This window comes from Xanthomonas dyei (assembly GCF_002939865.1).
Taxonomy (GTDB): domain Bacteria; phylum Pseudomonadota; class Gammaproteobacteria; order Xanthomonadales; family Xanthomonadaceae; genus Xanthomonas; species Xanthomonas dyei.
Genome location: NZ_MDEE01000029.1, coordinates 40,671 through 63,446, shown reverse-complemented (window position 1 = coordinate 63,446; position 22,776 = coordinate 40,671). Strand labels below are relative to the sequence as shown.

Annotated in this window: 14 protein-coding genes and 3 pseudogenes; 6 read left to right on the top strand and 11 right to left on the bottom strand. The window is 65.5% G+C overall.

Features of this window, described 5'->3' with window-relative positions:
- Positions 1 to 120 precede the first annotated feature (120 nt).
- The 5 genes and pseudogenes from XdyCFBP7245_RS24935 to XdyCFBP7245_RS17025 all read left to right on the top strand — a co-directional run.
- Positions 121 to 290, top strand: a pseudogene (locus XdyCFBP7245_RS24935) (XVIPCD domain-containing protein); the annotation flags it as partial.
- A gap of 54 nt (positions 291 to 344) precedes the next feature.
- Positions 345 to 560, top strand: a pseudogene (locus XdyCFBP7245_RS17040) (SymE family type I addiction module toxin); the annotation flags it as partial.
- Positions 561 to 645: 85 nt separating this feature from the next.
- On the top strand, positions 646 to 1,284 hold the full coding sequence (locus XdyCFBP7245_RS17035; RefSeq protein ID WP_104616706.1) for a hypothetical protein: 639 nt from the start codon (positions 646 to 648) through the stop codon (positions 1,282 to 1,284).
- Between the two features lie 101 nt (positions 1,285 to 1,385).
- Positions 1,386 to 2,087, top strand: a complete 702-nt coding sequence (locus XdyCFBP7245_RS17030; protein ID WP_244907837.1) for a hypothetical protein — start codon at positions 1,386 to 1,388, stop codon at positions 2,085 to 2,087.
- A 104-nt stretch (positions 2,088 to 2,191) separates the two neighbouring features.
- Positions 2,192 to 3,094 (top strand): XVIPCD domain-containing protein, encoded by a 903-nt coding sequence (locus tag XdyCFBP7245_RS17025; RefSeq protein ID WP_170068690.1) that lies wholly within the window; start codon positions 2,192 to 2,194, stop codon positions 3,092 to 3,094.
- A gap of 238 nt (positions 3,095 to 3,332) precedes the next feature.
- Here the strand turns inward: XdyCFBP7245_RS17025 and XdyCFBP7245_RS17020 are convergent, their stop codons facing one another.
- The 8 genes from XdyCFBP7245_RS17020 to flhB form a co-directional block, all read right to left on the bottom strand.
- A complete protein-coding gene (locus XdyCFBP7245_RS17020) occupies positions 3,333 to 4,988 on the bottom strand; it encodes a chemotaxis protein CheA (RefSeq protein WP_104616703.1) in 1,656 nt (551 codons plus the stop codon).
- 2 nt (positions 4,989 to 4,990) lie between these two features.
- Entirely contained in the window at positions 4,991 to 5,617 is a 627-nt protein-coding gene (locus XdyCFBP7245_RS17015; protein WP_055854552.1) for a protein phosphatase CheZ, read from the bottom strand.
- Positions 5,617 to 6,009 (bottom strand): chemotaxis response regulator CheY, encoded by a 393-nt coding sequence (gene cheY / locus XdyCFBP7245_RS17010; protein ID WP_014507662.1) that lies wholly within the window; start codon positions 6,007 to 6,009, stop codon positions 5,617 to 5,619. The genes XdyCFBP7245_RS17015 and cheY overlap by 1 nt, the downstream gene beginning before the upstream one ends.
- Before the next feature lie 35 nt (positions 6,010 to 6,044).
- Positions 6,045 to 6,812 (bottom strand): RNA polymerase sigma factor FliA, encoded by a 768-nt coding sequence (locus tag XdyCFBP7245_RS17005; RefSeq protein ID WP_005996242.1) that lies wholly within the window; start codon positions 6,810 to 6,812, stop codon positions 6,045 to 6,047.
- Positions 6,809 to 7,693 carry a MinD/ParA family protein gene (locus XdyCFBP7245_RS17000; RefSeq protein ID WP_055854547.1) on the bottom strand — a complete coding sequence of 295 codons (885 nt, stop codon included), beginning with the start codon at positions 7,691 to 7,693 and terminating at the stop codon, positions 6,809 to 6,811. The genes XdyCFBP7245_RS17005 and XdyCFBP7245_RS17000 overlap by 4 nt, the downstream gene beginning before the upstream one ends.
- Complete coding sequence (gene flhF, locus XdyCFBP7245_RS16995) at positions 7,680 to 9,359, bottom strand: flagellar biosynthesis GTPase FlhF (protein WP_104616702.1); 1,680 nt, start codon at positions 9,357 to 9,359, stop codon at positions 7,680 to 7,682. Before flhF ends, XdyCFBP7245_RS17000 begins: the two co-directional genes overlap by 14 nt.
- 833 nt (positions 9,360 to 10,192) lie before the next feature.
- On the bottom strand, positions 10,193 to 12,286 hold the full coding sequence (gene flhA / locus XdyCFBP7245_RS16990; protein WP_104616701.1) for a flagellar biosynthesis protein FlhA: 2,094 nt from the start codon (positions 12,284 to 12,286) through the stop codon (positions 10,193 to 10,195).
- A complete protein-coding gene (flhB, locus tag XdyCFBP7245_RS16985; protein ID WP_104616700.1) occupies positions 12,283 to 13,413 on the bottom strand; it encodes a flagellar biosynthesis protein FlhB in 1,131 nt (376 codons plus the stop codon). The genes flhA and flhB overlap by 4 nt, the downstream gene beginning before the upstream one ends.
- Positions 13,414 to 13,704: 291 nt before the next feature.
- Here flhB and XdyCFBP7245_RS24540 point away from each other — a divergent pair.
- Positions 13,705 to 13,938: pseudogene (locus XdyCFBP7245_RS24540) on the top strand (hypothetical protein).
- Positions 13,939 to 14,137: 199 nt separating this feature from the next.
- Here XdyCFBP7245_RS24540 and XdyCFBP7245_RS16980 read toward each other — a convergent pair.
- The 3 genes from XdyCFBP7245_RS16980 to XdyCFBP7245_RS16965 all read right to left on the bottom strand — a co-directional run bounded on the left by XdyCFBP7245_RS16980 (position 14,138) and on the right by XdyCFBP7245_RS16965 (position 22,725).
- Complete coding sequence (locus XdyCFBP7245_RS16980) at positions 14,138 to 16,225, bottom strand: putative bifunctional diguanylate cyclase/phosphodiesterase (protein ID WP_104616699.1); 2,088 nt, start codon at positions 16,223 to 16,225, stop codon at positions 14,138 to 14,140.
- Between the two features lie 93 nt (positions 16,226 to 16,318).
- Positions 16,319 to 19,240 (bottom strand): ligand-binding sensor domain-containing diguanylate cyclase, encoded by a 2,922-nt coding sequence (locus XdyCFBP7245_RS16975; RefSeq protein ID WP_104616698.1) that lies wholly within the window; start codon positions 19,238 to 19,240, stop codon positions 16,319 to 16,321.
- A gap of 518 nt (positions 19,241 to 19,758) precedes the next feature.
- Positions 19,759 to 22,725, bottom strand: coding sequence for a ligand-binding sensor domain-containing diguanylate cyclase (locus tag XdyCFBP7245_RS16965; RefSeq protein ID WP_244907836.1), 2,967 nt, complete (start codon positions 22,723 to 22,725; stop codon positions 19,759 to 19,761).
- Positions 22,726 to 22,776: the final 51 nt, after the last annotated feature.

Below are 22,776 nucleotides of genomic sequence, written 5' to 3'. Positions count from 1 at the left end.
GCGTCGCCGAACGTCAGTTGCATGGATGATTCCTCAACACGAGGCGGGTAGTGTCGCGCATCTGCCGTGCTTTGTTCAGAGGTTCCTTAGTGCCGGCGTCCACTTGCTTGGCTGTATGTACACCAGCGTGCCCATATGCCAACCTTGGATGCCGTGCAGACACCAGAGGCCCAGTCTTCGATCGCCTGCAGGCAATCAACCAGACTCAGGCCCAGGCGCGCGAACAGCAGCAGGCGCTGGAGCAATCGCAACAAGCCGTTACCCAGGCCGGTCCATCGATGACGCGTTGAGGTTCAACAAAACAGAATGAAGCCTGGACGCCCCTCGCTATGTGCGTCAATGCACGCCAATGTGCCGTCAGCTATACCCATTACCCCGGCGCCCACGACCATGCCGGCGACCAGCACGTGCCCCGCGTCCGACTCAGCGGCCTATGGCTGGAACAACTGGGCTTTGCCATCGGCACCAAGCTGCGCATCACTGCAAGTGACGGGCAGTTGTTGATGGAGACGTTGCCGCCGGTGGAGGTGCCGGCCAAGGTGCGCAGCGTGCGGCGATGATGGTGCGGGTGACAGAGACCTGCGATTGACCTCAGTGCCGCATGCTACTAGCGTCGCAGCGACATCAGCGCACTACGGACGCTTCATGATCGCGCGCCCCCTCTACGCCTTGCTCGCCACCCTCGCTCTGGGCGCATGCGCCCACACGGCGGCCACCCCAGCCCCGGCAACCGTCATGGAGACATCTGCCATGCGTTCCTCAGCCGAATCCAAAGTCACTCCCGCTGGCAGTGAACCCAGTGGGCCGATACGAACGGCAGAGGATGCGCTCACCCGCATGCTTGCATTGATTCAAGCAATTCACGGACTGGACGATCTGACACCTGACTACCTGCAGTCAAAAATGGGGGTTCCGGTGACGCGTGCGGCAGCCGATCCCAAGCGTTATGGCGCCAGTGCCCCGCTTACCAGTAAGTGGGGTTACAGCTTTGGCATGGACCAGACGCCTACTGCGGGGCGTTGGTTCGAGTTCACTTTTATTCCAGCGCAAGCGGGTGCTTCCCCGTCAATGACGGAGATCTGCGGGATCGATTTCGATACGTTTACCAAGAAGCTGGAAAACATCGGTTTTGTACGTCAACGCAACATGGTGGAAGACGGGCGATGGATGAGTGATTTCTTCAGCCGCCCAGGCATGCGCGTGGAGGTGTTTCCACGAGGTGAGGCAGATGCACCGCATGAGCGGGTGGCGCACAAATGCGTCGAATGGGTCTATATCCGATAAGTTGAGGTAGCGGACATGTCACTCAGCCCTGGAGTTGTCAGGCCTCATAAAGCAATGCGTGCATAGGGCATTGGGGGTAGTTGAGAGGCGTGCATGTCACGATGGCATTGAAAAACTGTCAAAATTCCCCCTGCAGCACCAACACCCATTGGAGAAAGGCCGTGCCCCTTGCAAACGATCCAATGCGCTTTGCACTCACGGCATTGATTACCTGCCTGATCGCAGGCTGCAGCCTGCAACCGCCGCCTGCAAACGTGCCTATCGCAAAGGAGCAGATGGAGATGAGAACGGTCGTCCCGTTGGTACGGAGCTTGACCCCGCATGATCGTGGGCCCACAGAGCTGGAATTCGATGTGCCCGCACTGCCCGACGACGCGACTCCGCCCGTTTTCATCGGTGTGCGGATCACCGGTGTCGATCCAACTGCCGTCTCCCAAAGTGCTGACAGGCTGATTAGCGCTGGTGTTTCGGCCGAGCTCCACTTGGAGCGTATTGAACCATCCGGTCCGGTCTCCGTGGAATTGCAGCGTAGTCAGCGTGTGGGAGTAGGTCAGCAGGCGTCCATTCCCTTGTCAGCTGATGGTATGGCGCCTGGTCTGTTCGCTTTTGATGCGGACGGTACGACGCTGCAGGATGCCGGTTTGTCTACTGAGCAGACCGCGTCCAGGGAGTTGGCGTTCGGCTATAGCAATGCTGTCCAGCCAGGCCGTTATCGGCTCAAACTGCGCTTTGATCAGAACGCCGAGGCGCTGGTTGCGGCTAATGCGCAACTTCTTGTCGCTTACACCTACAAAGGAAAGTGAGAGGAATGAGCATGGATGATCAGGAAAAGCGCTATGCAGTCACTGTCTACGTCGCTGCCGCAGGTACGCCGTTGATGGCCGGAGGCACATCCTTCGGTGGCCATATGTACTACTCGATTGACGACGGAACGACTGTCAAAAGTTATGGGTTCTCGCCTATCAAGCATGGCGAGGCTAGCGGGCCAGGAAAAGTTTCGTTCAATGACGTCGATACCTACCAAAAACCATATTACTCACGCACGATGGAGATCGATAAGGCGCAGTATGAAAAGCTGGAGGCCTTCGGCGCGGCCCCTGCTAAGCACGGGTTCAATATGGAATATCACGGTGCTAAAAACAGTTGTATCGACTTCACATGGGATGCGCTCAATCACGCTGGACTGCACCGGAAGACAAAAGATGGAGTTGATAAAGGCTTTGAGGGCGATATCAGACCCGTAGAAAACGTAGATGATATCAAGAGCATTCCTGCTCCTATGCCTAAAAGTGAGTTGAATAAGGAGCACAACAATCCGAAGCCTAACCAGGAACTTTGGCAGAAGGTGATTGGCGAGGCGCAGCCGCCCGGTGAGCAGGTATCTCCAGGACAGGAAGCAACACAGCTCGCGAGAGTGCTGCCAACAGATCCGCTGCATCACCAAGCAGAAGAGGCCGTTCGCCGCCTTGAACAAGGCCTCGGCCGCGAGTACGACGACAACAGCGCTCGGCTGGCAGCAAGCAGCGCGTATTTAGCCAAAGAGAACGGGCTGTCGCGAATCGATCATGTCGTGCTGAGCGAGAACACCAAGTCCGTGCGGCAGGGCGAGAACGTCTTCGTTGTGGAAGGTGCGTTGAACGATCCCGCTCACAAGATGGCGCATATGAAGACGAGTGATGCGATTGCGCAGCCCGTCGAGCAATCCTTGGCGCAATTACAGGCCTTGGGCGAAACGCAGCGCCAACAGCAATCCCAGCAGCAGGAGCAACAGCGAGAGCAGTCGATTGCGCCTCAACACCGGATGGTGTGAGGGCTAGTGAAGTAACGGTTCCGAAATAACGGTTCCAGTTTCAGTTCCACGGCAGCCTGACCGTCGCCAAACCATCGCGCCCATGCCTGCGCGCGTAGCAGCGTAGATCGGCAGCGATGCTGGTGGTGAAACGATAACGGCCGCAGTACGCGGCCGTTATCGTTAGATCAGGCAACCAGGATCGTCTTGACGATTCCCGATTCCCGATTCCCGATTCCCGATTCCCGAATCCCCAACCTCAATGATCGCTGGAGCGCAATCCATCCACATCCAGGATCAGCGCCATGCGGCCGTCGCCGATGAGGGTGGCGCCGGCGTAGCCGGGCAGGCCGCGCAGGGCGCGGGGGAGGGGTTTGATCACCACTTCCTCGCGGCCGCGGACCTGATCCACCACCAGGCCGAAGCGGGTTTCGCCGGCTTGCAGCAGCACCACGGTCAGCAGCGGCGGTTGATCGGCGGGCACGCCCAGCCAGCGGCGCAGGTCGATCAGCGGCAAGGTGTGCGAGCGGCGGTCCAGCACCGCGCGGCCGTCGAACCAGCCCAGCGAGGTCTGCGGTGCGTGCAGCACTTCGACCACACGTGCCAGCGGCAGCGCGTACACCGCTTCGCCAGCCTGCACCAGTAGCGTGGGCAGGATGGCCAGGGTCAGCGGCACGCGGATCATGAAGCGGCTGCCGCGGCCCAGTTCGGACTGGATCTGGATCTGCCCGCTCAACTCGCGGATACGCGACTGCACCACGTCCATGCCGACGCCGCGGCCAGAGATATCGGTGACTTCGGCCTTGGTCGAAAAGCCCGGCATGAAGATCAGATGCAGACACTCGTCGGTGCTCAGACGCGCAGCTGCTTCGGCATCGATCAGGCCCTTGTTGCGGGCGATTTCACGCAGACGTTCCGGGTCGATGCCGGCGCCGTCGTCCTGAATTTCGATGCTGACGTAGTCGCCTTCCTGCTGCGCAGACAGACGCACATGGCCGCTGCGTGGTTTGCCAGTGGCTTCGCGCAATGCCGGCGATTCGATGCCGTGGTCGATCGCGTTGCGCACCAGGTGCACCAGCGGGTCGGCCAGGGCTTCGACCAGATTACGATCGAGCTCGGTTTCGGCGCCGACCAGTTCCAGTTCCACTTCCTTGGACAGGGTGCGCGCAACGTCGCGGGCCACCTTGGGGAAGCGCGCGAACACCTTGCTCACCGGCTGCATGCGGGTGCGCATGACCGCGGTCTGCAGGCGGGCGGTGGCGATATCCAGCACGCTGACCGCGCGGTCGAGTTCTTCGTCGCGCAGACGGGTGCGCAGTGTCTTCAACCGGTTGCGCGAGAGCACCAGTTCGCCAATCAGATTGACGATGGCGTCAAGGCGTTTGGTATCCACGCGCACGGTCTGTTCGGCTTCGGCGCCGCCCTTGGCGCCAGCTTTCGGTGCGGCCTTGGCGCCCGGCGCCGGCGCGGCATGGCCGTCGTCGTGCGCAGGTGCGGCAGCTGCCGCCTTGGGTGCGGCCTTGACCGCCGGCGGTCCGCTCTTGGCATCGAACTGTGCGATCAGCGACGGCGGTGCATGCGGCACGGGTTCGCCCGAGCTCATCGCATCCAGCATGGCCTGCAGATAATCCAGCGACTGCTGCGCGGCATCGAAGTGATGCGCCTGCAGCACCGCCTGGCCCGAGCGCGCCATGCCGAGGGTTTCTTCGGCGGCGTGGCACAGCTCCACCATGGGCTTGATCGCCAGAAAGCCGGCGCCGCCCTTGAGCGTGTGGAAGCCGCGGAACACCGCGTTGAGCTGGTCGGCTTCGTCTGGCGCCTGTTCCAGCGACACCAGCTGTTCGCCGAGGCGATCCAGGATTTCCTGGGCCTCGACGATGAAATCGGCAGCAATATCGTCTGGAACAGCACTCATGGTTACAACCCCAATCCGGACAGCAAATCGTCGGCGTCGTCTTGCGACACCGCGTGACGGTCCAGGCCCTTGACCGCAGGACCGGCAAGACCGCCGTCGTCTTTCTTCGGCTCGGTGCTCTTGGGCGGCAGGCCCAGCGCGCCGAAGCCTTCATGCACGCGGCGCACGATCCCGGCCACGCGGCGAATGATCTGCCCGCTGAGGTCCTGGTAGCTTTGCGCCAGCGACAGCTCGGTGAGGTTGTGGCGCATCTGGTCCATCAGCGCGCCCTGGTCCTGATTCAGACCGCCGTCGCGCAGCTTGTTGGCCAGCTCGCGGCATTCTTCGACCAGATCCAGGGTGCGATGGCTGGCCTTTTCGGTCATTTCCACCACGTGGTCCAGGCGCGAGCAGGCATCGTCCAGTTCGCCGGCTTCTTCGGGCACGGTGGGCAGCTCGCCCAGCGCTTGCCCAAGTTCGCGCGCGAGCCGGCTCAGGCCCTGCATCATCGGACGCGTGCGCAGGGCGGCGAGGTGATCGACCTCGCGCTTCCACGCAGCTTCGTCACCGCTTTCCAGTGCATCAAGTGCACCTTGCAGACGCTCGATCAACGCAGCGCGTTCGGCATTGGTCTCCACGGTGGCGTTCATCAGGCGGTCGCCGCCAGACGTTCGAACACCTTGCCCAGCTTTTCTTCCAGCGTCTGCGCGGTGAACGGCTTGATGATGTAGCCGTTGACGCCGCACTGCGCCGCTTCGATGATCTGCTCGCGCTTGGCTTCGGCGGTCACCATCATCACCGGCAGGTGCTTGAGCTTGGCGTCGGCGCGGATGTTGCGCAGCAGGTCGATGCCGGTCATGCCGGGCATGTTCCAGTCCGTCACCACGAAATCGAACGGGCCCGCGCGCAATGCAGCCAGCGCGCTGTTGCCGTCTTCGGCCTCTGCGGTATTGGTGAAGCCGAGATCTGCCAACAGATTCTTGACGATACGTCGCATCGTCGAGAAGTCGTCCACGATCAGGATCCGCATGTTCTTATTCACATCAAGCTCCTAACACGAAAAAATACGCGAAAAAATTAGTCGTCAATTTCGACACCGGCATCGGCCAGTTCGAAGACTTTGAGGCGGCCGCGCAAACGCACCACGGCCTGGCCATGGATCTGGCAGACGCGCGACTCGCTGACACCGAGCACAGCGCCGATTTCCTTCAGGTTCAATTCCTGTTCGTAGTACAGCGACAGCACCAGCTGCTCGCGCTCGGGCAACTGGCCGATGGCCTTACCCAGCTCGCGGCCGAATTCGCCACGCTCCATCATCTGCTGCGGGTTGGGGCCACCCTTGGCGGTGGTGTCCAGCTCGCCGTGATCTTCGATGCGCGATTCCAGGCTCAGCACCTGGCCGCGTGCGGCGTCTTCCATCAGGCGCAGGTAATCGGGCAGCGGCATTTCCATCGCGGCGGCCACTTCGGTGGCGGCGGCGGCACGGCCGGTGTTCTGCTCGATCTTGCGCACGGCGGCGGCGGCGTCGCGGGCACGGCGGTGCACCGAACGCGGCACCCAGTCGCCTCTGCGAATTTCGTCGATCATCGAGCCGCGGATACGGATCGAGGCGTAGGTTTCGAACGAGGCGCCCTGGTCGGAGTCGTAACTGCGCGAGGCTTCGATCAGGCCGATCATGCCGGCCTGGATCAGGTCGTCCACTTCCACGCTGGCCGGCAGACGCGCCGCCAGATGGTGGGCGATGCGGCGGACCAGATCGGCGTGCTGGGTCACCACGTCGTTGGCGTTATTGCGCTGCACGGCGCGGTACTGCGCGCTGGCCGTCGTTGCGGTAGCAGTGCTCATGCGGCCACTCCCCGTTGGATGATGCGTTCGACAAAGAACTCGACGTTGCCGCGCGGCACGGTGGGAGCCTGCCAGCGCGAGGTACGGCGTGCGATTTCGGCAATGGCCTGCGCCGACGGGCTGGCGGGATACGCCTTGATGACGGGTTGCTGACGCTGCACCGACAGGCGCAACCAGTCGTCCTGCGGCACGTGGCCGAGATAGTTGAGCGACACATCGCCGAGGAACTTTTCGCACACGCGCGAGAGCTTGTCGTACAGCAGGCGGCCTTCGTTGGGGTCGCGCACCATGTTGGCGATGATCTGCAGGCGGTCCACGCCGCGTTCGCGCGAGAGCACCTTGATCAGCGCGTAGGCGTCGGTGATCGAGGCCGGCTCGTCGCAGACCACCACCACGGTGTCCTGGGCGGCCTGGCAGAAGGTCAGCACGCTGTCGGTGATGCCGGCGGCGGTGTCGATGACCATCACGTCCAGGTCGCGTTCCAGTTCGGAGAACACATTGACCAGGCCGATGTGCTGGGCCGGAGCCAGTTCCGCCATGTGGCGGCGACCGGAGGCGGCCGGCACCACCAACACGCCGCCCGGGCCTTCGATGATCACTTCATCGAGCGTGCAGCGGCCGGCGATCAGGTCGGCCAGGGTGAACTTGGGCGACAGGCCCAAGACCACATCCAGGTTGGCCAGGCCAAGGTCGGCGTCCAGCAGCAGCGTGCGTTTGCCCATGTCGGCAAGCGCCACGGCCAGGTTGGCGGAGATGTTGGTTTTGCCCACGCCGCCCTTGCCACCAGTCACGGCAATCGTGCGCACCGGGCCCAAGGGCTCGGGACGGGTCGCCGTCAGGGGGAAGGCGTTGGTCAGCTTTGCGTATTCACGCGACTGCATGGTTGTGCTCCGGAGTACAGGGCTTATCGGCAGCGCGCCGTAAATCTTCAAGACGAAGAACGAGACTGGCGGCATTGGCGCGGTGCAGGTCGTCGGGGACCCGCTGTCCGTCAGTCACCCAGGTGATGGGCAGTTGGTGGTCGACCACTACCGACAAGGCGCTGCCGAAGCGGCCGGTCTCGTCGAGTTTGGTCAGCACCACGCCTTGGGGTTTGGCGTGGGCGAAGCGGCGCACGACCTCGTCGAGGTCGGCAAAATGGGAGTTGGCGGGCAGCACCAGCAGCGAGGTGACCTGCTGGGCGGCGCGCAGCCAGTTGAGCTGGGCAGCCAGGGCGCGGTCGCGCTGGCCCATGCCGGCGGTGTCGATCAGCACCAGCTTGTAGTCGCGCAGGCGATCCAGCAGCGCGAGCAGGCTTTCGGCGCTATCGGCCTCGTGCACGGCGATGCCGAGCTGGCGGCCGTAGCTGTGCAGCTGCTCGCGGCCACCGACGCGCAAGGTGTCGGTGGTGACCAGGGCCACGTCGCGCGGGGCGTGCTGGGCGGCGAAGCGCTGCGCCAGCTTGGCGATGGTGGTGGTCTTGCCGGCACCGGTCGGGCCGACCAAGGCGATCACGCCGCCGCGTTCCAGCGGGTCGATCGGAGCCACCGGCAGACGCTTGGACAGCAGGCCCAACATCAGCCCGCGGCCGCGGTGCAATTCGGTGTCGGCCGGGATCTGCATGGCGACATCGCGGGTCAGGCCGGCATCGAAGCCGTAGTCGTCCATCAGCTCCAGCGCCTGCGCCCGCACCGGGGAGCCACGCAGGCGCTCGTCGGTGAGGCGGTTCATTTCGCGCTCGATCATCTGGCGCATCAGCGCCAGTTCGCCACGCAGCTGCTTGAGTTCTTCATCGTTCTGCGGGAGCGGCGCGGCGGCCACCGGCACCGCGGCCAGTGCGGCGGGGGCGACGACGATCGGCGGCAACGCGGCCGGCGGCAGGATCTGCGGCAGCGCGTCGTCCAGGTCGAAGTCGGCTTCGTCGGCGAATGCATCGTCGTCCTGCCCATGTGCGGCGTAAGCCGGGGCGGCGAGGGCTGCGGCAACGACCGGGGTCGGCGCCTGCACCGGAGCGGCCTGCACGGCGGGGCGCTGCACCGGGGCGGTAGTCAAAAAGTCGGCGAACAGCTGTTCCGGCACGGCCGACAGCGCGTGTTCCTGACGCTGCGCAACCGGGGCGGCGACATCCTGCACGGCCGGCATCGGCGCTACGCTGCGGATCGGAGCGGCCACCGGGGCTTGGCGCGGCACGCTGACCGGCTGACGCAGCGCCATGGCGGCGATCATGTCTTCGGCGGCGCTGGCAACGCGCTGGCGGTGGCTCATGCCGGTCTCGGCGGCCGGCTTGAGCGGGGCGTGCACCGGTGCGGCGGGGCGAGCAGCGGCCTGCACCGGAGCCTGCTGCACGGGCGCCTGCTGCAGCGGAGCGGTGTGGGTGATCGGCGCATCGGAGCGTGCGGTTTCCAGCGCACGCTGCACGAGTTCTTCGTCGTAGTTGCTGGCGGCGACGATCTCGATGCCTTCAGCGGTACGACGGTTGGACAGGATCACTGCATCTGGGCCGTGCTCTTCACGCACCATGCGGAATGCGGTGCGCATGTCCGGGGCGACAAAGCGTTTGATCTTCATGCCACGTGCCTCCAGGAACGGGACCCGCCGGACGCCGGACGGGTGCGCGATGAATGTGGGTGTGTTGCCAGCGTCATGAGTTGCCTGTCCCGTTCGGTTGTTCCAAGTCCTGCCATCCGCCCCGCAGCGGTGGTGCTGTCTGCGGTCTCGCCAGAGCTAATGCACGCGGCGTGCCAAAACGGCGGTGCTGGGTTTTTGGCGAGGGGGTGTGGGTGCGGGCGAGGGCGGCTGGGCGCTGATGCTGAGCCGGGTGCGCGGCGCTAAGTACTTGTACCGATTTGGATGTTTGGCGGCGTTGTCACCGGTTCGACTGTGCCCATGGGCTGGACGGCGGGGCAGATCGGGTGTCTGGGAGTGCATTGAACGCCTGCGCGCACCGCGACACCGTCGCGCGCGTCATGCTTCCCGGAGTCGGTGTCATGCAATCGATTGGGGGTTTTGCCGAGTGGCGGATTTCCGGCGCGTGGCGTTGGCGGTTGGTGGCCGGCCTGCTGTGATTGCTGGAGAACGCGATAGAGGCTGTCGGGCTCTACCGGAGCGCTGAGACATTCGTAGGAGCGCACCTGGGCGCGATGGGCTGTCCCGGTGAAGTCGTCGCGCCCGGGTGCGCTCCTACACAAGCGGTGTCGGCGACGTTGTCCAGTCCGAGCTGTGCTGTCTTCTTGGGATCTCGTATCCCAGCGGTTAACCCGTCTGGATCAAAGCTCACCCACGTTGTCGGATGACACAGTACGTCGTAGGAGCGCACCTGGGCGCGATGGGGCTGTCCCGGTAACGCTGTCGCGCCCGGGTGCGCTCCTACGGAAGGGGGGCGACGACGATGTGCGTTCGGCTCAGCTGATCGTGCCGACCAACTTCAGGCGTTTGTCTTCCGGCACTTCGCTATACGCCAGCACCGACAGGCTGGGGACGCTGTGGCGGACCAGGCGGGCCAGGGCGGCGCGGACCGTGCCGGGGACCAGGACCACGGCCGGTTCGTTGCGGGCTTCCTGTTTGCCGACGCAATCGGCCAGGCTCTGGTGCAGGCGCTCGGCCAGGCCGGGCTCCAGCGCCACACCGTTACCGTGGGTGGATTCCTGCAACACGCGCTCCAGCTGCGGGGCCAGCGTGAATACCGGCAGTTCGGCAGACATGCCGGCGATTTCCTGCACGATGAAGCGGCCCAGCGAGGTGCGTACCGCGGCGGTGAGGGTGGCCGGGTCCTGGCTCTGCGGGGCGTGCTCGACCAGCGCTTCGACGATCTTGCGCAACTGGCGCACCGGGATCCGCTCGATCAGCAGGTTCTGCAGCACGCGCACCACCACCGACAGCGGCAGCGCCTTCGGGGTGAGGTCTTCCACCATCTTGGGCGCGGTCTTGGCCAGGGTGGCCAGCAACTGCTGCACTTCTTCGTGGCCGAGCAGCTCCGGGGCGTGTTCGCGGATCAGGTGCGACAGATGCGTGGCCACCACGGTGGCCGGGTCGACCACGGTGTAGCCCATCGATTCGGCGTAGGAGCGCTGATGGGCCTGGATCCAGGTGGCATCCAGGCCGAATGCCGGGTCCTTGCCGGGAATGCCGTCCAGCTGGCCGAGCGCACCGCCCGGGTCCAGCGCCAGCTCGCGGTCGGGGTAGATCTCGGCGGTGGCTACCGGCACGCCATGCACCAGCAGGCGATAGGCGTTGGCCGACAGTTCCAGGTTGTCGCGGATATGCACCGGCGGCACCAGGAAGCCGATGTCCTGGGTGAGCTTGCGGCGCACGCCCTTGATGCGCGCCATCAGTTCGCCGCCCTGGTGCTTGTCCACCAGCGGGATCAGCCGGTAGCCCACTTCCAGGCCCAGCGGGTCGATCGGGCGCAGTTCGTCCCAGCTCAGTTCGGCGCTGGCCTGCGCGGCGGTCGCCGCGGCGGCGGCCTTGGGGTCGCTGGCTGGGTCGCCGGTCGGGGCGACCACCAGGCTGCGCTTGTACATTTTCCAGGCGATCACGCCCAGGATCAGGCCCAGCGTCAAAAACGCGACGTTCGGCATGCCCGGCACCAGGCCGACCAGGCCCAGGATGGCGGCGGCCACCGCCAGTGCGCGGTGCTGGCCGAACACCTGGCTGATCATGGCGCCGCGCATGTCCTGCGCACGCGAGGCGCGGGTCACCAGCAAGGCGACCGAAGACGACACCAGCAGGGCCGGTAGCTGCGCCACCAGACCGTCGCCGATCGACAGCAGGGTGTAGGTGGACGCGGCATCCACAAAGCTCATTCCGTGCTGGAACATGCCCACCGCCATGCCGCCGATGAGGTTGATGAACAAAATCATGATGGCGGCGATGGCGTCGCCGCGGATGAACTTGTTGGCACCGTCCATTGCGCCGTAGAAGTCGGCTTCTTCGCGGACCTCTTCGCGGCGGGCCTTGGCTTCCTCGCGCGTCAGCAAACCGGCGTTGAGGTCGGCGTCGATGGCCATCTGCTTGCCGGGCATGGCGTCCAGGATGAAGCGGGCGGTCACTTCCGACACGCGCCCGGCACCCTTGGTGATGACCACGAAGTTGATGATGGTCAGGATCGCGAACACCACGATACCCACGGCGTAGTTGCCGCCGATCACGAACTGGCCGAAGGCCTCGATGACCTTGCCGGCCGCGGCGTGGCCGTCCTGGCCGTTGATCAGGATCACGCGGCTGGAGGCGACATTCAGCGCCAGCCGGAGCATCGTGGTCATCAGCAGCACGATCGGGAAAATGGTGAATTCCAGCGGGCGCTGCACGTAGATCACCGCCAGCAGCACCATCAGCGAGATGGCGATGTTGAAGGTGAACAGCGCATCCAGCACCGGTGCGGCCAGCGGCACCATCAGCATGGCCAGCATGGCCATCAGCGCCAGCGGGGCGCCCAGGCCGTTGCGCAGCAACTCCATGACGCGGCGAGCATTGAGCGGGCTGGGTTGGGCGCTCATGCGCTGGCTCCCTTGCCGAACTCATCCACGTCCAGCGAGGGCAATTCCGGCATCGGGCCGCCGTTCCAGCCACGCAACTGGTAGACGTAGGAGAGCACCTGGGCCACGACCGAATAGAGTCTCACGGGAATTTCCTTGCCGATTTGAGCTTCCCTATACAAGGCGCGTGCCAAAGGCGGGGCGGTGACGATCGCCACCCGGTGTTGTTCGCAGGCTTCGCGGATACGGAAGGCCATTTCGTCCACGCCCTTGGCCACCACGATCGGGGCGCGCATCTTGCCGCCTTCATACTTGAGCGCCACCGCGTAGTGGGTCGGGTTCATCAGCACCACGTCGGCCTTGGGCACCGCTTCCATCATCTGGCGCTGCGACATCTGCATCTGCATCTGGCGGATGCGGCCCTTCACTTCCGGGCTGCCCTCGCTTTCTTTCATCTCGCGCTTGATCTCTTCGCGCGTCATCTTGAGCTTCCGCATCCAGTTCCACTTCTGGTACGGCGCGTCGATGGCGGCCAGCAGCACCAGCGCGCCGGCGGTGTAGAGCAGCAGGCTCTTGGTGAAGTGCAGGCCGTTGCCGATGGCCTGTTCCAGCGGCTGGTTCACCAGCGAGCGCAGGCCGTGCAGGTTCTTGGAGATGCACAGCCAGGCCGCCAGGCCGACGAACAGCAGGCGCAGGATCGACTTGACCAGCTCGGCCAGGCTGTTGCTGCCCCACATGCGCTTGATCCCGTTGGCCGGATTGAGCTTGGTGAGGTCGGGCATGATGGCCTTGCTGGAAAAATGCAGGCCGCTCATCAGCAGCGGGCCGGCCACCCCGGCCAGCAGGCAGACGCCGATCAACGGCAGCATCACCCACAGCAGCTGCATCAGCAGGTCGCCGAAGTGGCCGAACAGCGCCATCGGGTTCTCGCGCATCCTCGGGTCGGGGCTGAGCGCGGTCTTCATCCACACCGCCGCGCCATCGCCGATGCCGCCGGCCAACGCCATCAGGCCGAACACGCCGGCGCCGAACACCGCTGCGGTGGACAACTCCCGCGATTGCGGGATGTTGCCCTGCTCACGCGCTTCGCGCAGGCGTTTTTCGGTGGGAAGCTCTGTACGCTCGCCGCCGTCGTCGGACTCGGACATGGAGGTGCCGGTGGGGGATCAGCCTGGTCTCATGCAAGCGGCGTTCCAGTTTCGGAGCGGGAATCGGGATTGGAGAATCGAAAAAAGCACTGGCCCCACGTTGAGCTGCTGGAGGGTTGTGGCGACGGTGAGGGGCGAGGGCAGCCCGTCGGTCTACAAAAGCGCGGCTAACAAAACTGGGTGACGTCACTCTAGTGCAGGCCGGCTGATCTGCTACTTGGCTGCAGTGTTCTTGCCTGCCCACTATCGCAGGACACCCTGCAAGTACGTCCATGTACGCTCCTTGGTGGCATCCATGCCGCCAAGGGTCCCGCGACGGTGAGCGGGCAAGGACCAGTCACGCTAGTCGCTGTGCAGAGCTTTCACCAAGCAACCAGCAACGGTCTGGCGCAGTGCCTTCTATTCGTCAAAGTCACCCGCCGGCCGTCTGGCGCGGTGTCCTCGCCGCTTGCGGGACCGTTGGCGGCATGGATGCCGCCATCGAGCCCCCAGGGACGGGCTCACGGCGTGTCCCGCGAGCGGTGAGGGCACCGCGCACTCGACCTACTCGGCGCTTGGCCTGGGCCTGTGACCGCAGGATGCGGCCGACAACGCCACTGCGCTCACTGCCCGGCAGACGCTCGCTACGCGCTGTCAGCCGCTCCACGTCCAGGCCGGTGCTCGGCCTGCTGGGAGTCGTTGAGCATGAAGGCTGGGCCGGGAGTCGTTCGACGTCGTTTGTTGCTCAGCTGGCCAGGCGGCGCGGGCCGTCGCGCTGGGCGACGACCAGCGCGATGAAGCGGTCGGCCTCCATCGGACGGCCGAGCAAATAGCCCTGCAGTTGATCGCAGCCCAGCCGTTCCAGGGTGTTGCGCTGTGCGGCGGTTTCCACGCCTTCGGCCACCACCTGCAAGCGCATGGTGTGCGCCAGCGCCACGACCGCGGCTACAATAGCGATGTCTTCGGCGCCGCTGTCCATGGCCTGCACGAAGCTGCGATCGATCTTGAGCTCGTGCGCGGGCAGCTTGCGCAGATAGAGCAGGTTGGAATAACCGGTGCCAAAATCGTCGATGGCAATGCGCACGCCCAGTGCATTGAGCTGGCCGAGGGTGCGCAGGCAGGCGTCGGCATCGCGCATGGCCATGGTTTCGGTGATTTCCAGGGTGAGTTGACCAGGGGCGATCGCATGCTCGGCCAGCGTGGTGGCCACTTCATCGAGCAGGCTGGGCGAGGCCAGCTGAGTGGCCGACAGGTTCACCGCCACCCGCCAGTCGCCGTGGCCGGCGTCGCGCCACGCGCGCATCTGCCGGCACGCCTGCTGCAGCACCCAGCTGCCGAGCGGGCCGATCATGCCGCTGCGTTCGGCCAGCGGAATGAAGCTGTCCGGCGGCACCAGGCCGCGTTCTGGATGCTGCCAGCGGATCAGCGCCTCGGCGCCGATCGGGCGACCGTCGTCGGCGCAGTATTTGGGCTGGTAGTGCAGCACGAACTGGCCCGATTCCAGCGCGCGCGGCAGATCCTGCAGTAGTTGCAGGCGCTCGCGGGTGGTGTCGGTCATGGCGCGCTCGAAGAAGCGGTAGCGGTTGCGCCCGGCCTGCTTGGCGTGGCCCATCGCCGCATCGGCGTGCGTCATCAACTGGTGCTCGCTGCCGGCATCTTCCGGATATAGCGCAATCCCGATGCTGCTGCTCAGGCGCAGCTCTTGATCGCCGACCAAAAACGGCACCGCCAACGCCTGCACCAGATGCCCGGCCATGGCCGCAGCGTCTTCCGGGTCGGCGATATCGGCCACCAGCACGAACTCATCCGCGCCCAGCCGCGCCAGGCTGCCGTGCGCGCGCCGGTGCGCGCTCAGGCGTTCGGCCACCACCACCAGCAATTGATCGCCGACCCGATGGCCGTAACCGTCGTTGACCACCTTGAAGCCGTCCAGATTGATCAGCATCACCGCAAAGCGCTGCCCATCGCGTTGCGCGCGCTCGATGTTCTGCAGCACGTGCTCGTGCAGCAGCACCCGGTTGGGCAGGCGGGTGAGCGGATCGTGCAGGGCGGCCAGCGCCAGATCGGCGTTGGCCTGCGCCAGCGATTGCGCCAGCACGTCGGTGTGCTGCTGATGGCGGCGCGACAGCACGGACACCACCAGCGCCAGGATCAGCAGGCCCAACGTGACCGCCACCACCACCGCGGTCAGCCACGACAACGGCAGGTGCGTTCCGGCGGCCGCGCCGCAGATGCTTCCGGGTGCGAATTGCGCGGCGGCCATGCCGGTGTAATGCATGCCGACGATCGCCACGCCCATGATCAAGGCGGCGATCAGGCGCAGGCTGTAGCGGCGGCCATCGTGACGCAACCGGAACGCGATCCACAGCGCGGCGGCAGACGCACCGACGGCGATCGCCACCGACAGCGCGAACAGCGCCGGGTCATAGGTGATGGCGGGCGACATGCGCAGCGCGCCCATGCCGACGTAGTGCATCAGCGCGATCCCCAGCCCCATCAGCACCGCGCCCAGGCCCAGCCGCAGCCAGGGCAGTTGCGGTTGCGAGGTCAGCCACAGCGCCAGCGCCGAGGCCAGGATGGCCGCCAGCATCGAGTAGGCGGTCAGCGCCGCGTCGTAGCCCAGCCGAATCGGCAGCCGGAAGGCCAGCATGCCGACGAAGTGCATCGACCAGATGCCGATCCCCATCGAGATGGCGCCGCCCACCAGCCATGCGGCGGCGATGCCGCCACGGCTGGCGGTCATGCGGGCGGCCAGATGCAGCGCGGTGTAGGAGGCCAACACGGCCACCACCAGCGACAACAGCACCATGCCAAGGTTATAAGTTGCGACCACCCATCCAGTTCCGACGTCGAAAGACGCGCTTGCTCAAGGAGCTAGCGACCCGGTGCGCGTGTTCTTGAGCCTGCAAGCCCGCAACGCGGTGGATCAGGCCACCGAACTTTCAGGTTCTTCCGGTTCGATGCGATTGCGGCCGTGGCCCTTGGCCCGATACAAGGCCTCGTCCGCGCGCGCCAGCAGCGTGGCGGCGGTGTCGCCGATGCGGAACCACGCCACGCCGATCGAGCAGGTCACCTGCAGTGGCCGCGCGGCACCGACGTCGTACAGCGGCAGGCTGATCGCTTCGTGGATGGCGCGCAGCCGGTGCTGGCTCTGACGGGTCATGCCGGGCAGCAGCAACAGCAGTTCTTCGCCACCGTAGCGCCCCACCTTGTCCGAATCGCGCAGGCAGGCGGTGAGACGTGCGCCCACCTTGGCCAGCACCGCGTCGCCGGCCAGATGGCCGTGCTCGTCGTTGACCTGCTTGAAGTGATCCAGGTCAATCAGCACCACCGCCAACGGGTGCTCGGCATGCGCGCAGGCCTGCAGCTCTTCGGTCATCGCATCGAGAATGCCGGAGCGGTTGAGCAAACCGGTAAGCGCATCGTGGCTGGCCTTCAATGCCAGCGCTGCGCGAGCGCTTTCCAGATCGCGTTTTTCGTGTTCCAGCTGATAGGTGCGTTCGGCCACCAGCTCGGCCAGCATGCGCTCGCGCGCGACCAGATGGCGGTGCCGCCAGCTCCACAAGCCGATCAGCAAGCCGCCGCCGATCAGCACGTACAGCGCAATCGCCGGCGGGCTGCGCCACCACAACGGCGCGACTGCAAATGCCAGATCCACCACCGGCGATGTGGTGCGCCGATAGCGATCCAGCAGCTGCACCTGCAGGCGGAAATGCCCCGACGGCAGCGGTGGTTGGTCGATCGACAGATCGTCGCTCTCGATCCATTCGTTGTGCAGGCCGAGCACGCGATACCGCACGGTCAGCCGGCTGGGGTCGTCGTAGACCTCCATCGTCGACAGCTCGATGTGCAGCGGCGTGTCGCTCCAGCCCAGCAGTTGCCCGGCGTGTATCGGCACACCGCCGCGGCTGACGCTGTCGATGCGCACGCTGGGCTGGCGCTCGTCGAACAGGCGCGCCGGATCCGCCAGGTGGCTGACGCCGCGCGCGGTGCCGATCCATACCGAGCCGTCGGGGTCTTCAAAGAATGCGGCTTCGGACACGTCGTCCCAGATCAGGCCCTGCGACTGCGACAGATGCGCCCAGCGCTCGCCGTTATAGACCTCCACGCCGCGTGCATGGCCCACCCACACCCGGCCCAGGCTGTCGCTGCGCATCAGGTAGACGCCCGCATCGCGCAGCGCTTCGTCGTTGATCGCCTGCAGGTCCAGACCAGCGGCAAGCAACATGCCGTGCCAGAGACCGGGGCGATAAAACGCCAGCCACACTTCGCCGCTGTCGCTGATGTGGAACTTGCTGATCCACGGATCGGAGTCGCCGCCGTTGACCTTCACCTGCACCTTGGACCAGCGCTCGTCCTGCAGCCGGAACAGCCCGTTGGCACTGGATACCCACAGGGTGCCGTCGGCGGTCTGCTGGATATCGGTGTAGGCGATTGCCGGCATGTCGGCGACAGGCTGCAAGGTGCCGCCGTCCAGCGGGCGCTCGATCACGAACATGCCGCCGAGGGTGAGAATCCACACTCGGCCCTGGCGATCGATCAGCAGGCGTCGCCCGGTACGCGGAAGCTTGGCGATCTGATCGCTGCGGCCATCGGGCCAGTTGCGGCGCACGAACCCTGCAGAATTGAGCGTCCACAGGCTGCCGTCCGCGCTGCGCGCCATGCCGACGATCTGGATGCCCGCCTGCGGCAGCGCCGGCACAAACCGCTCGCCGGGTCGGGCCTGACGCCCAACGCCGTGCTCGTTACCCACCAGCAGCGCGTTCTGCGCATCGCGTGCGATGGACCAGGTAGGTGCGGCCGGCATGCCTTGCGACGCGTCCCAGTTTTCGATCCATTCGTAGCCTGCCCAGCGCACCAGGCCTTCGCCGTCGACGGTCATCCAGACGTCGCCATCGCGGTCCACCACGATCGCGTCGCTGCTGCCGGGCGGCAGCCCGTTCTCGGTGCCGAAGCTGCGCCATGCGCCATTTTCCCAGCGCGCCAGACCGTCGTTGCGGCGCACCAGTACACGCCCTTCGCGGTCCATCACCAACGGCGCCTGTTGCCCGACCGTGGTGCCGTCGAGCAACGGCAACGGCCGCACACCGAATCGGCTCGCACCTGGCGCGCGGTAGAGCAGGGTGCCGGCGCCACGCGCCCACAACCCACCGTCGTGGTCGCGCAACACGCTGTACCAGCGATCGTCCGGCACGCCCTCATCGGGCCCGTAGACCTGCACCTTGCGCTGCGCATCGATGGCGCACAGCTTGCGTCCGCAGCCGACCCACAGCGTGTCGCCTTCCACCGACAGGCTCAGCACCTTGGACAGCTCGGGCACCCGCACGCGCGTTGCGGTATCCATCAGATATTCGCTATGCCAACGGCCATTTCTGCGCGCGCGCAGCACTTCCAGTTCGCCGCCATTGGCGATCACCGTGCCCCATGCAGGACTGGCAAGCAGCAGGCCTTCCTGCAGGTGCTCGGCTTCGTCGCGCGCGAGTTTGCGAAAGCCGTGCTCGTCGCCGACGAACAACGCCTGGAAGCCGGCAACCCACAGACGCCCATCGGGCGCTTCGCTGATCGATGTAATCGGTTCGTTGCGCAGGCCGTCCAGCATCACCTGCTGAAAGATGCGGCCGTTGTAGCGATACAGGCCGCTCTCGGTGCACACCCACATCAAGGTGCTGCGGGTCTGCAACAGGCAGGTGCCGGCAAGACCGAGCAGGCCCTGGTCGTGGGCATAGCGGCGGATGCTGGCGCTCTGTGCGCCGGCCAGATCGGCAAACGACAGCAACGCCAGCAGCAGCATCGCAGCAAACGATGCGCCTCGGCCCGACGACCTCCCTTGGCGGTGCAAGAACCCCACGAGCGTTGCAATCTCCCACGCATCGGTGCGTGCGGTCCGCGCCCTTCGCGCGGTGTCTCACGCTTGCCATTGGCAGCCCCCCATAGCAGGCCGCGATATAACGACTAACGGCTGTTCACGCGCTTTACTTTAGGACCAACGCCAGTGTCGTTGCGCAGCTGCCAGGCAGGCGCGACTGCTGCGCTGAACGGATGTGTGCATCTAATCACCGCGCTTGCGCGCTATCAATGTGTTTGATGATGGCATGACGCATGCTTGCCACTGTGCAGGACGCGGCCGTCGATGTTTGGCGTCATCGAGCGAACACGACCGATGCGCATGCATGCGGTAGATCGGCCGAGATCACGGTCAACCTGCATGTTCGATCCAATCAGTCCGTCGACCAATATCTCCATTACCCGCGGCCGTTGCATGTCGTCGCAGCGGTGCGCATGCGATTGATGCGGGCGCTTTGCCGCATCCGACCTCGCTGCACCTAGCTGCGATGACGCGCGATCAGGGGGGCCCGATCGCAGCAATCAATTGCCCATACTGCCGGCTGCCGCAGGCCTAGCGAGGTGGCCGGCATCGTAATAGATGCGATTGCGGCCGCTGCCTTTGGCGCTGTACAGCGCGGCATCGGCGCGCGCCAGCAATTGCTCGAGGGTTTCGCCGGGAATAAACCAGGCCACACCGATCGAGCAGGTGACGTGCAGCCAACCGCCATCGATGGGGTAATCGCCGCAGAGCCCGCGATGCAGTGCGTCCAGACGATGCGTGGCTTCGTGCGTCAGCCCCGGTAGCAGCGCCAGCAATTCTTCGCCGCCGTAGCGGCCGATACGGTCGTCGCCGCGTACCAGCGCATCCATCCGACGACCGACCCCGGCCAACACCGCATCGCCGGCAAGATGCCCGTGCTGATCGTTGACCAGTTTGAAGTGATCCAGATCGATCAACACCACCGCCAGCGGCCGTGCCGTCGCATCGGCCCGCAACAGCATGTCGCGCAACGCGGCGAGGATGCCGGAGCGGTTGAGCAGGCCGGTGAGTTCGTCGTGGGTGGCCTTGAGGGCCAGTTCGGCACGTGCCGATTCCAGGTCGCGCTTGTCCTGTTCCAGCTCGGCAGTGCGCTCGGCAACCAACTGCTCCAGCTCGCGCTTGCGTCGCAGCAGTTTGGCCGTGCGCCAGCGCAACAGCACGATCACCGCGGCGATCGCCAGCAGCACATACGCAATGAAGGCGGGAATACCGCGCCACCAGGGCGGACTGAGCGCAAAGGCGAACCGCGTGATCGGGCTAGCACTGCGCTGGCCCGCGTCTACGGCCTGCACTTCCAGTGCGTAGCGGCCAGGCGGCAGCAGCGGATAGGTGATGTGGCTGAGCGAGGTGCTGGTCCAGCTGGCCTGATGGCCTTCCACGCGGTAGCGGAAGCTGATGCGGTCCGGGCCGCCTTCGGCACCGGGCGTGCTCAGATCCACGTCCAGCGGAACCTGCGACCAGGGCACCTGCGCACCGGCCGCAAGGGTCTGCCCGCCACGCTGCGCGCGCAGCACTTCCACCCGTAGCGGCGGCGAAGCGAACACGCGCAACGGATCGATCAGATGGGTCAGCCCGCGGCTGCTGCCGAGCCAGACGCTGCCATCGTCGTCCTCGAACAGCGCATTGGCAGACACGTCGTCCCACAGCAGGCCCTCGCTGCGCGTGGCGCGCGACCAGTGTCCGTGGTCCAGCAGATCCAGGCCCTGGCTGCTGCCCAGCCATAAACGTCCCTTGCTGTCGTGACGCAGGATGAAAGGCATCACGCGCGACACCAGCGTGTCGCTCACTGCGGTCAGCGTGACCACCGCATCGTCCTGCACCGCGCCGTGCCACAGCCCGGTATCGCGCAAGGACAGCCAGAGCTGGCCGTCGGCGGAAAAATCCAGCAGGAAGTAATCGTGGCTGGGCAGGTTGCCGTGCACCTCCACCGGCAACCAACGGCCATTTTTTTCCTGGCGATACAGCCCTTCGCGCGTACTGGCCCAGAGGCGGCCCCGACCATCCAGTTCGATATCGCCCACGAACGCTGCCGGCACGGCTTCCTCGCGTCTGGCCTGCAGCGGCAGCTCGGGCGGGATGGAGTACAGGCCGCGCGGCGTGGTGACCCACAGCACACCGCCCGCGTCGAACAACAGCTTGTTGGTGGGCAGGCCAAGCTCCAGCATGTCGAAGGTCTTGCCCGTCTGCGGGTCGCGACGGGCGAGAGCGCCTGACGAGCGCGCCACCCAGGCCGCGCCATCCTTCGGCGACAGCGCGATGGAGATCGATTGCAGCAAGGGCTCGCCGTTGGCGAGTGTCCACGGCTGCATGCGCCCGGTGTGCGGATCCAGCACATTGGAGCCGGCATCGCCGCCCACCAGCAGCTCACCACTTGGCAGCCGCTGGATGGCCCAGGTCGGCGATTCGGCCAGGCCCTGGCTTTCGTCCCAATGTTCGATGTTGCCGTAGCCCAGCCAGCGCTGCACCCCCAGCCCGCGCGTGCCGATCCATAGCTGCCCGGTGCTTTGCATCATCAACGGGCCCACCATCGGGCTGATCGACAGCCCCTGGTCGTGCCCGAAATAGCGCCAGTGATCGCCTTCCCAGCGCACCATGCCGCGGTCGGAGCGGGTAATCAGGCGGCCCTGCGCATCCTCCGACAAGGTGGTTGCGCCAGACAAGGTGTCGAACCTGGTGCCGGCTGGAGGTGCATGGTTGCGAAATGCCCGCTCGCCTGCCGCGCGCGACATCACCATGCCGCCGCCACGCAGCCACAGCTCGCCGCGATGGTCGCGAAACACCGCGCGCCATTGCCGCTCCGGCACACCGTCGGCATCGCCTAGCTGGGCGATGCGCCCGTTGGCATCGATGCGGCAGACCCGTTGTCCGCAACTGGCCCACAGCGCAGTGCCATCGGCCAGCAAGGCTTTACCGGCGGGCAGGGTGGTGCCGTCGTCCAGACGCAACGGCAGCGCACGGACGCTCCAGCCGCCTTGTTGGACCGGCGTCAGGTGCAACAGCTGATTTTCGCTGACCACCACCACGCCACCTGCGTAGGGGGCGATCACATTGCCGCTGTCGGCGCGGATGGGGTTGCCGTTCTGCAACACCGGGCTGAAGGTGGTGCCGTTGCGCACGAACACGCCGTTGGCGCTGGCTACCCACAGGCGCCCGCGCGCATCTAGCGTCAATGCGCGGATATAGCGCGCGTCCAGGCCGCTTTCCTGGCCGACGGGGATGAATTGTTGGCGCTCGAAGCGGTGCAATGCCAGTTCGGTGCCGACCCAGACCACCCCTTGTCGGTCCTCGAGCAAGCTGTTGACGGTCATGCCCTGCAGGCCATCGGCCTGGGCGTAATCGCGAAAGCTATAGGTTTGCGCCCATGCGCTGCCGGTGATCAGCCACCCGAGCAGGCACAGCGCTGCCAGACGACGCAACGCCTTGCCGTGCGAACCAGGTGGAACGAACAGCGCAGACACGTTGGACATCGGCTTCCGTGGAAAGAGGTCGTGCGATTGAACGGGCTAATCGTCCTTAGC

What these genes read in the sequence shown, in the direction of transcription:
- XdyCFBP7245_RS17035 (WP_104616706.1), top strand. Translation starts at nt 646, where the DNA reads ATGATCGCGCGCCCCCTCTACGCCTTGCTCGCCACCCTCGCTCTGGGC.
- XdyCFBP7245_RS17030 (WP_244907837.1), top strand. Translation starts at nt 1,386, where the DNA reads ATGGCATTGAAAAACTGTCAAAATTCCCCCTGCAGCACCAACACCCAT.
- XdyCFBP7245_RS17025 (WP_170068690.1), top strand. Translation starts at nt 2,192, where the DNA reads ATGTACTACTCGATTGACGACGGAACGACTGTCAAAAGTTATGGGTTC.
- XdyCFBP7245_RS17020 (WP_104616703.1), bottom strand. Translation starts at nt 4,988, where the DNA reads ATGAGTGCTGTTCCAGACGATATTGCTGCCGATTTCATCGTCGAGGCC.
- XdyCFBP7245_RS17015 (WP_055854552.1), bottom strand. Translation starts at nt 5,617, where the DNA reads ATGAACGCCACCGTGGAGACCAATGCCGAACGCGCTGCGTTGATCGAG.
- XdyCFBP7245_RS17005 (WP_005996242.1), bottom strand. Translation starts at nt 6,812, where the DNA reads ATGAGCACTGCTACCGCAACGACGGCCAGCGCGCAGTACCGCGCCGTG.
- XdyCFBP7245_RS17000 (WP_055854547.1), bottom strand. Translation starts at nt 7,693, where the DNA reads ATGCAGTCGCGTGAATACGCAAAGCTGACCAACGCCTTCCCCCTGACG.
- flhF (WP_104616702.1), bottom strand. Translation starts at nt 9,359, where the DNA reads ATGAAGATCAAACGCTTTGTCGCCCCGGACATGCGCACCGCATTCCGC.
- flhA (WP_104616701.1), bottom strand. Translation starts at nt 12,286, where the DNA reads ATGAGCGCCCAACCCAGCCCGCTCAATGCTCGCCGCGTCATGGAGTTG.
- flhB (WP_104616700.1), bottom strand. Translation starts at nt 13,413, where the DNA reads ATGTCCGAGTCCGACGACGGCGGCGAGCGTACAGAGCTTCCCACCGAA.
- XdyCFBP7245_RS16965 (WP_244907836.1), bottom strand. Translation starts at nt 22,725, where the DNA reads ATGTCCAACGTGTCTGCGCTGTTCGTTCCACCTGGTTCGCACGGCAAG.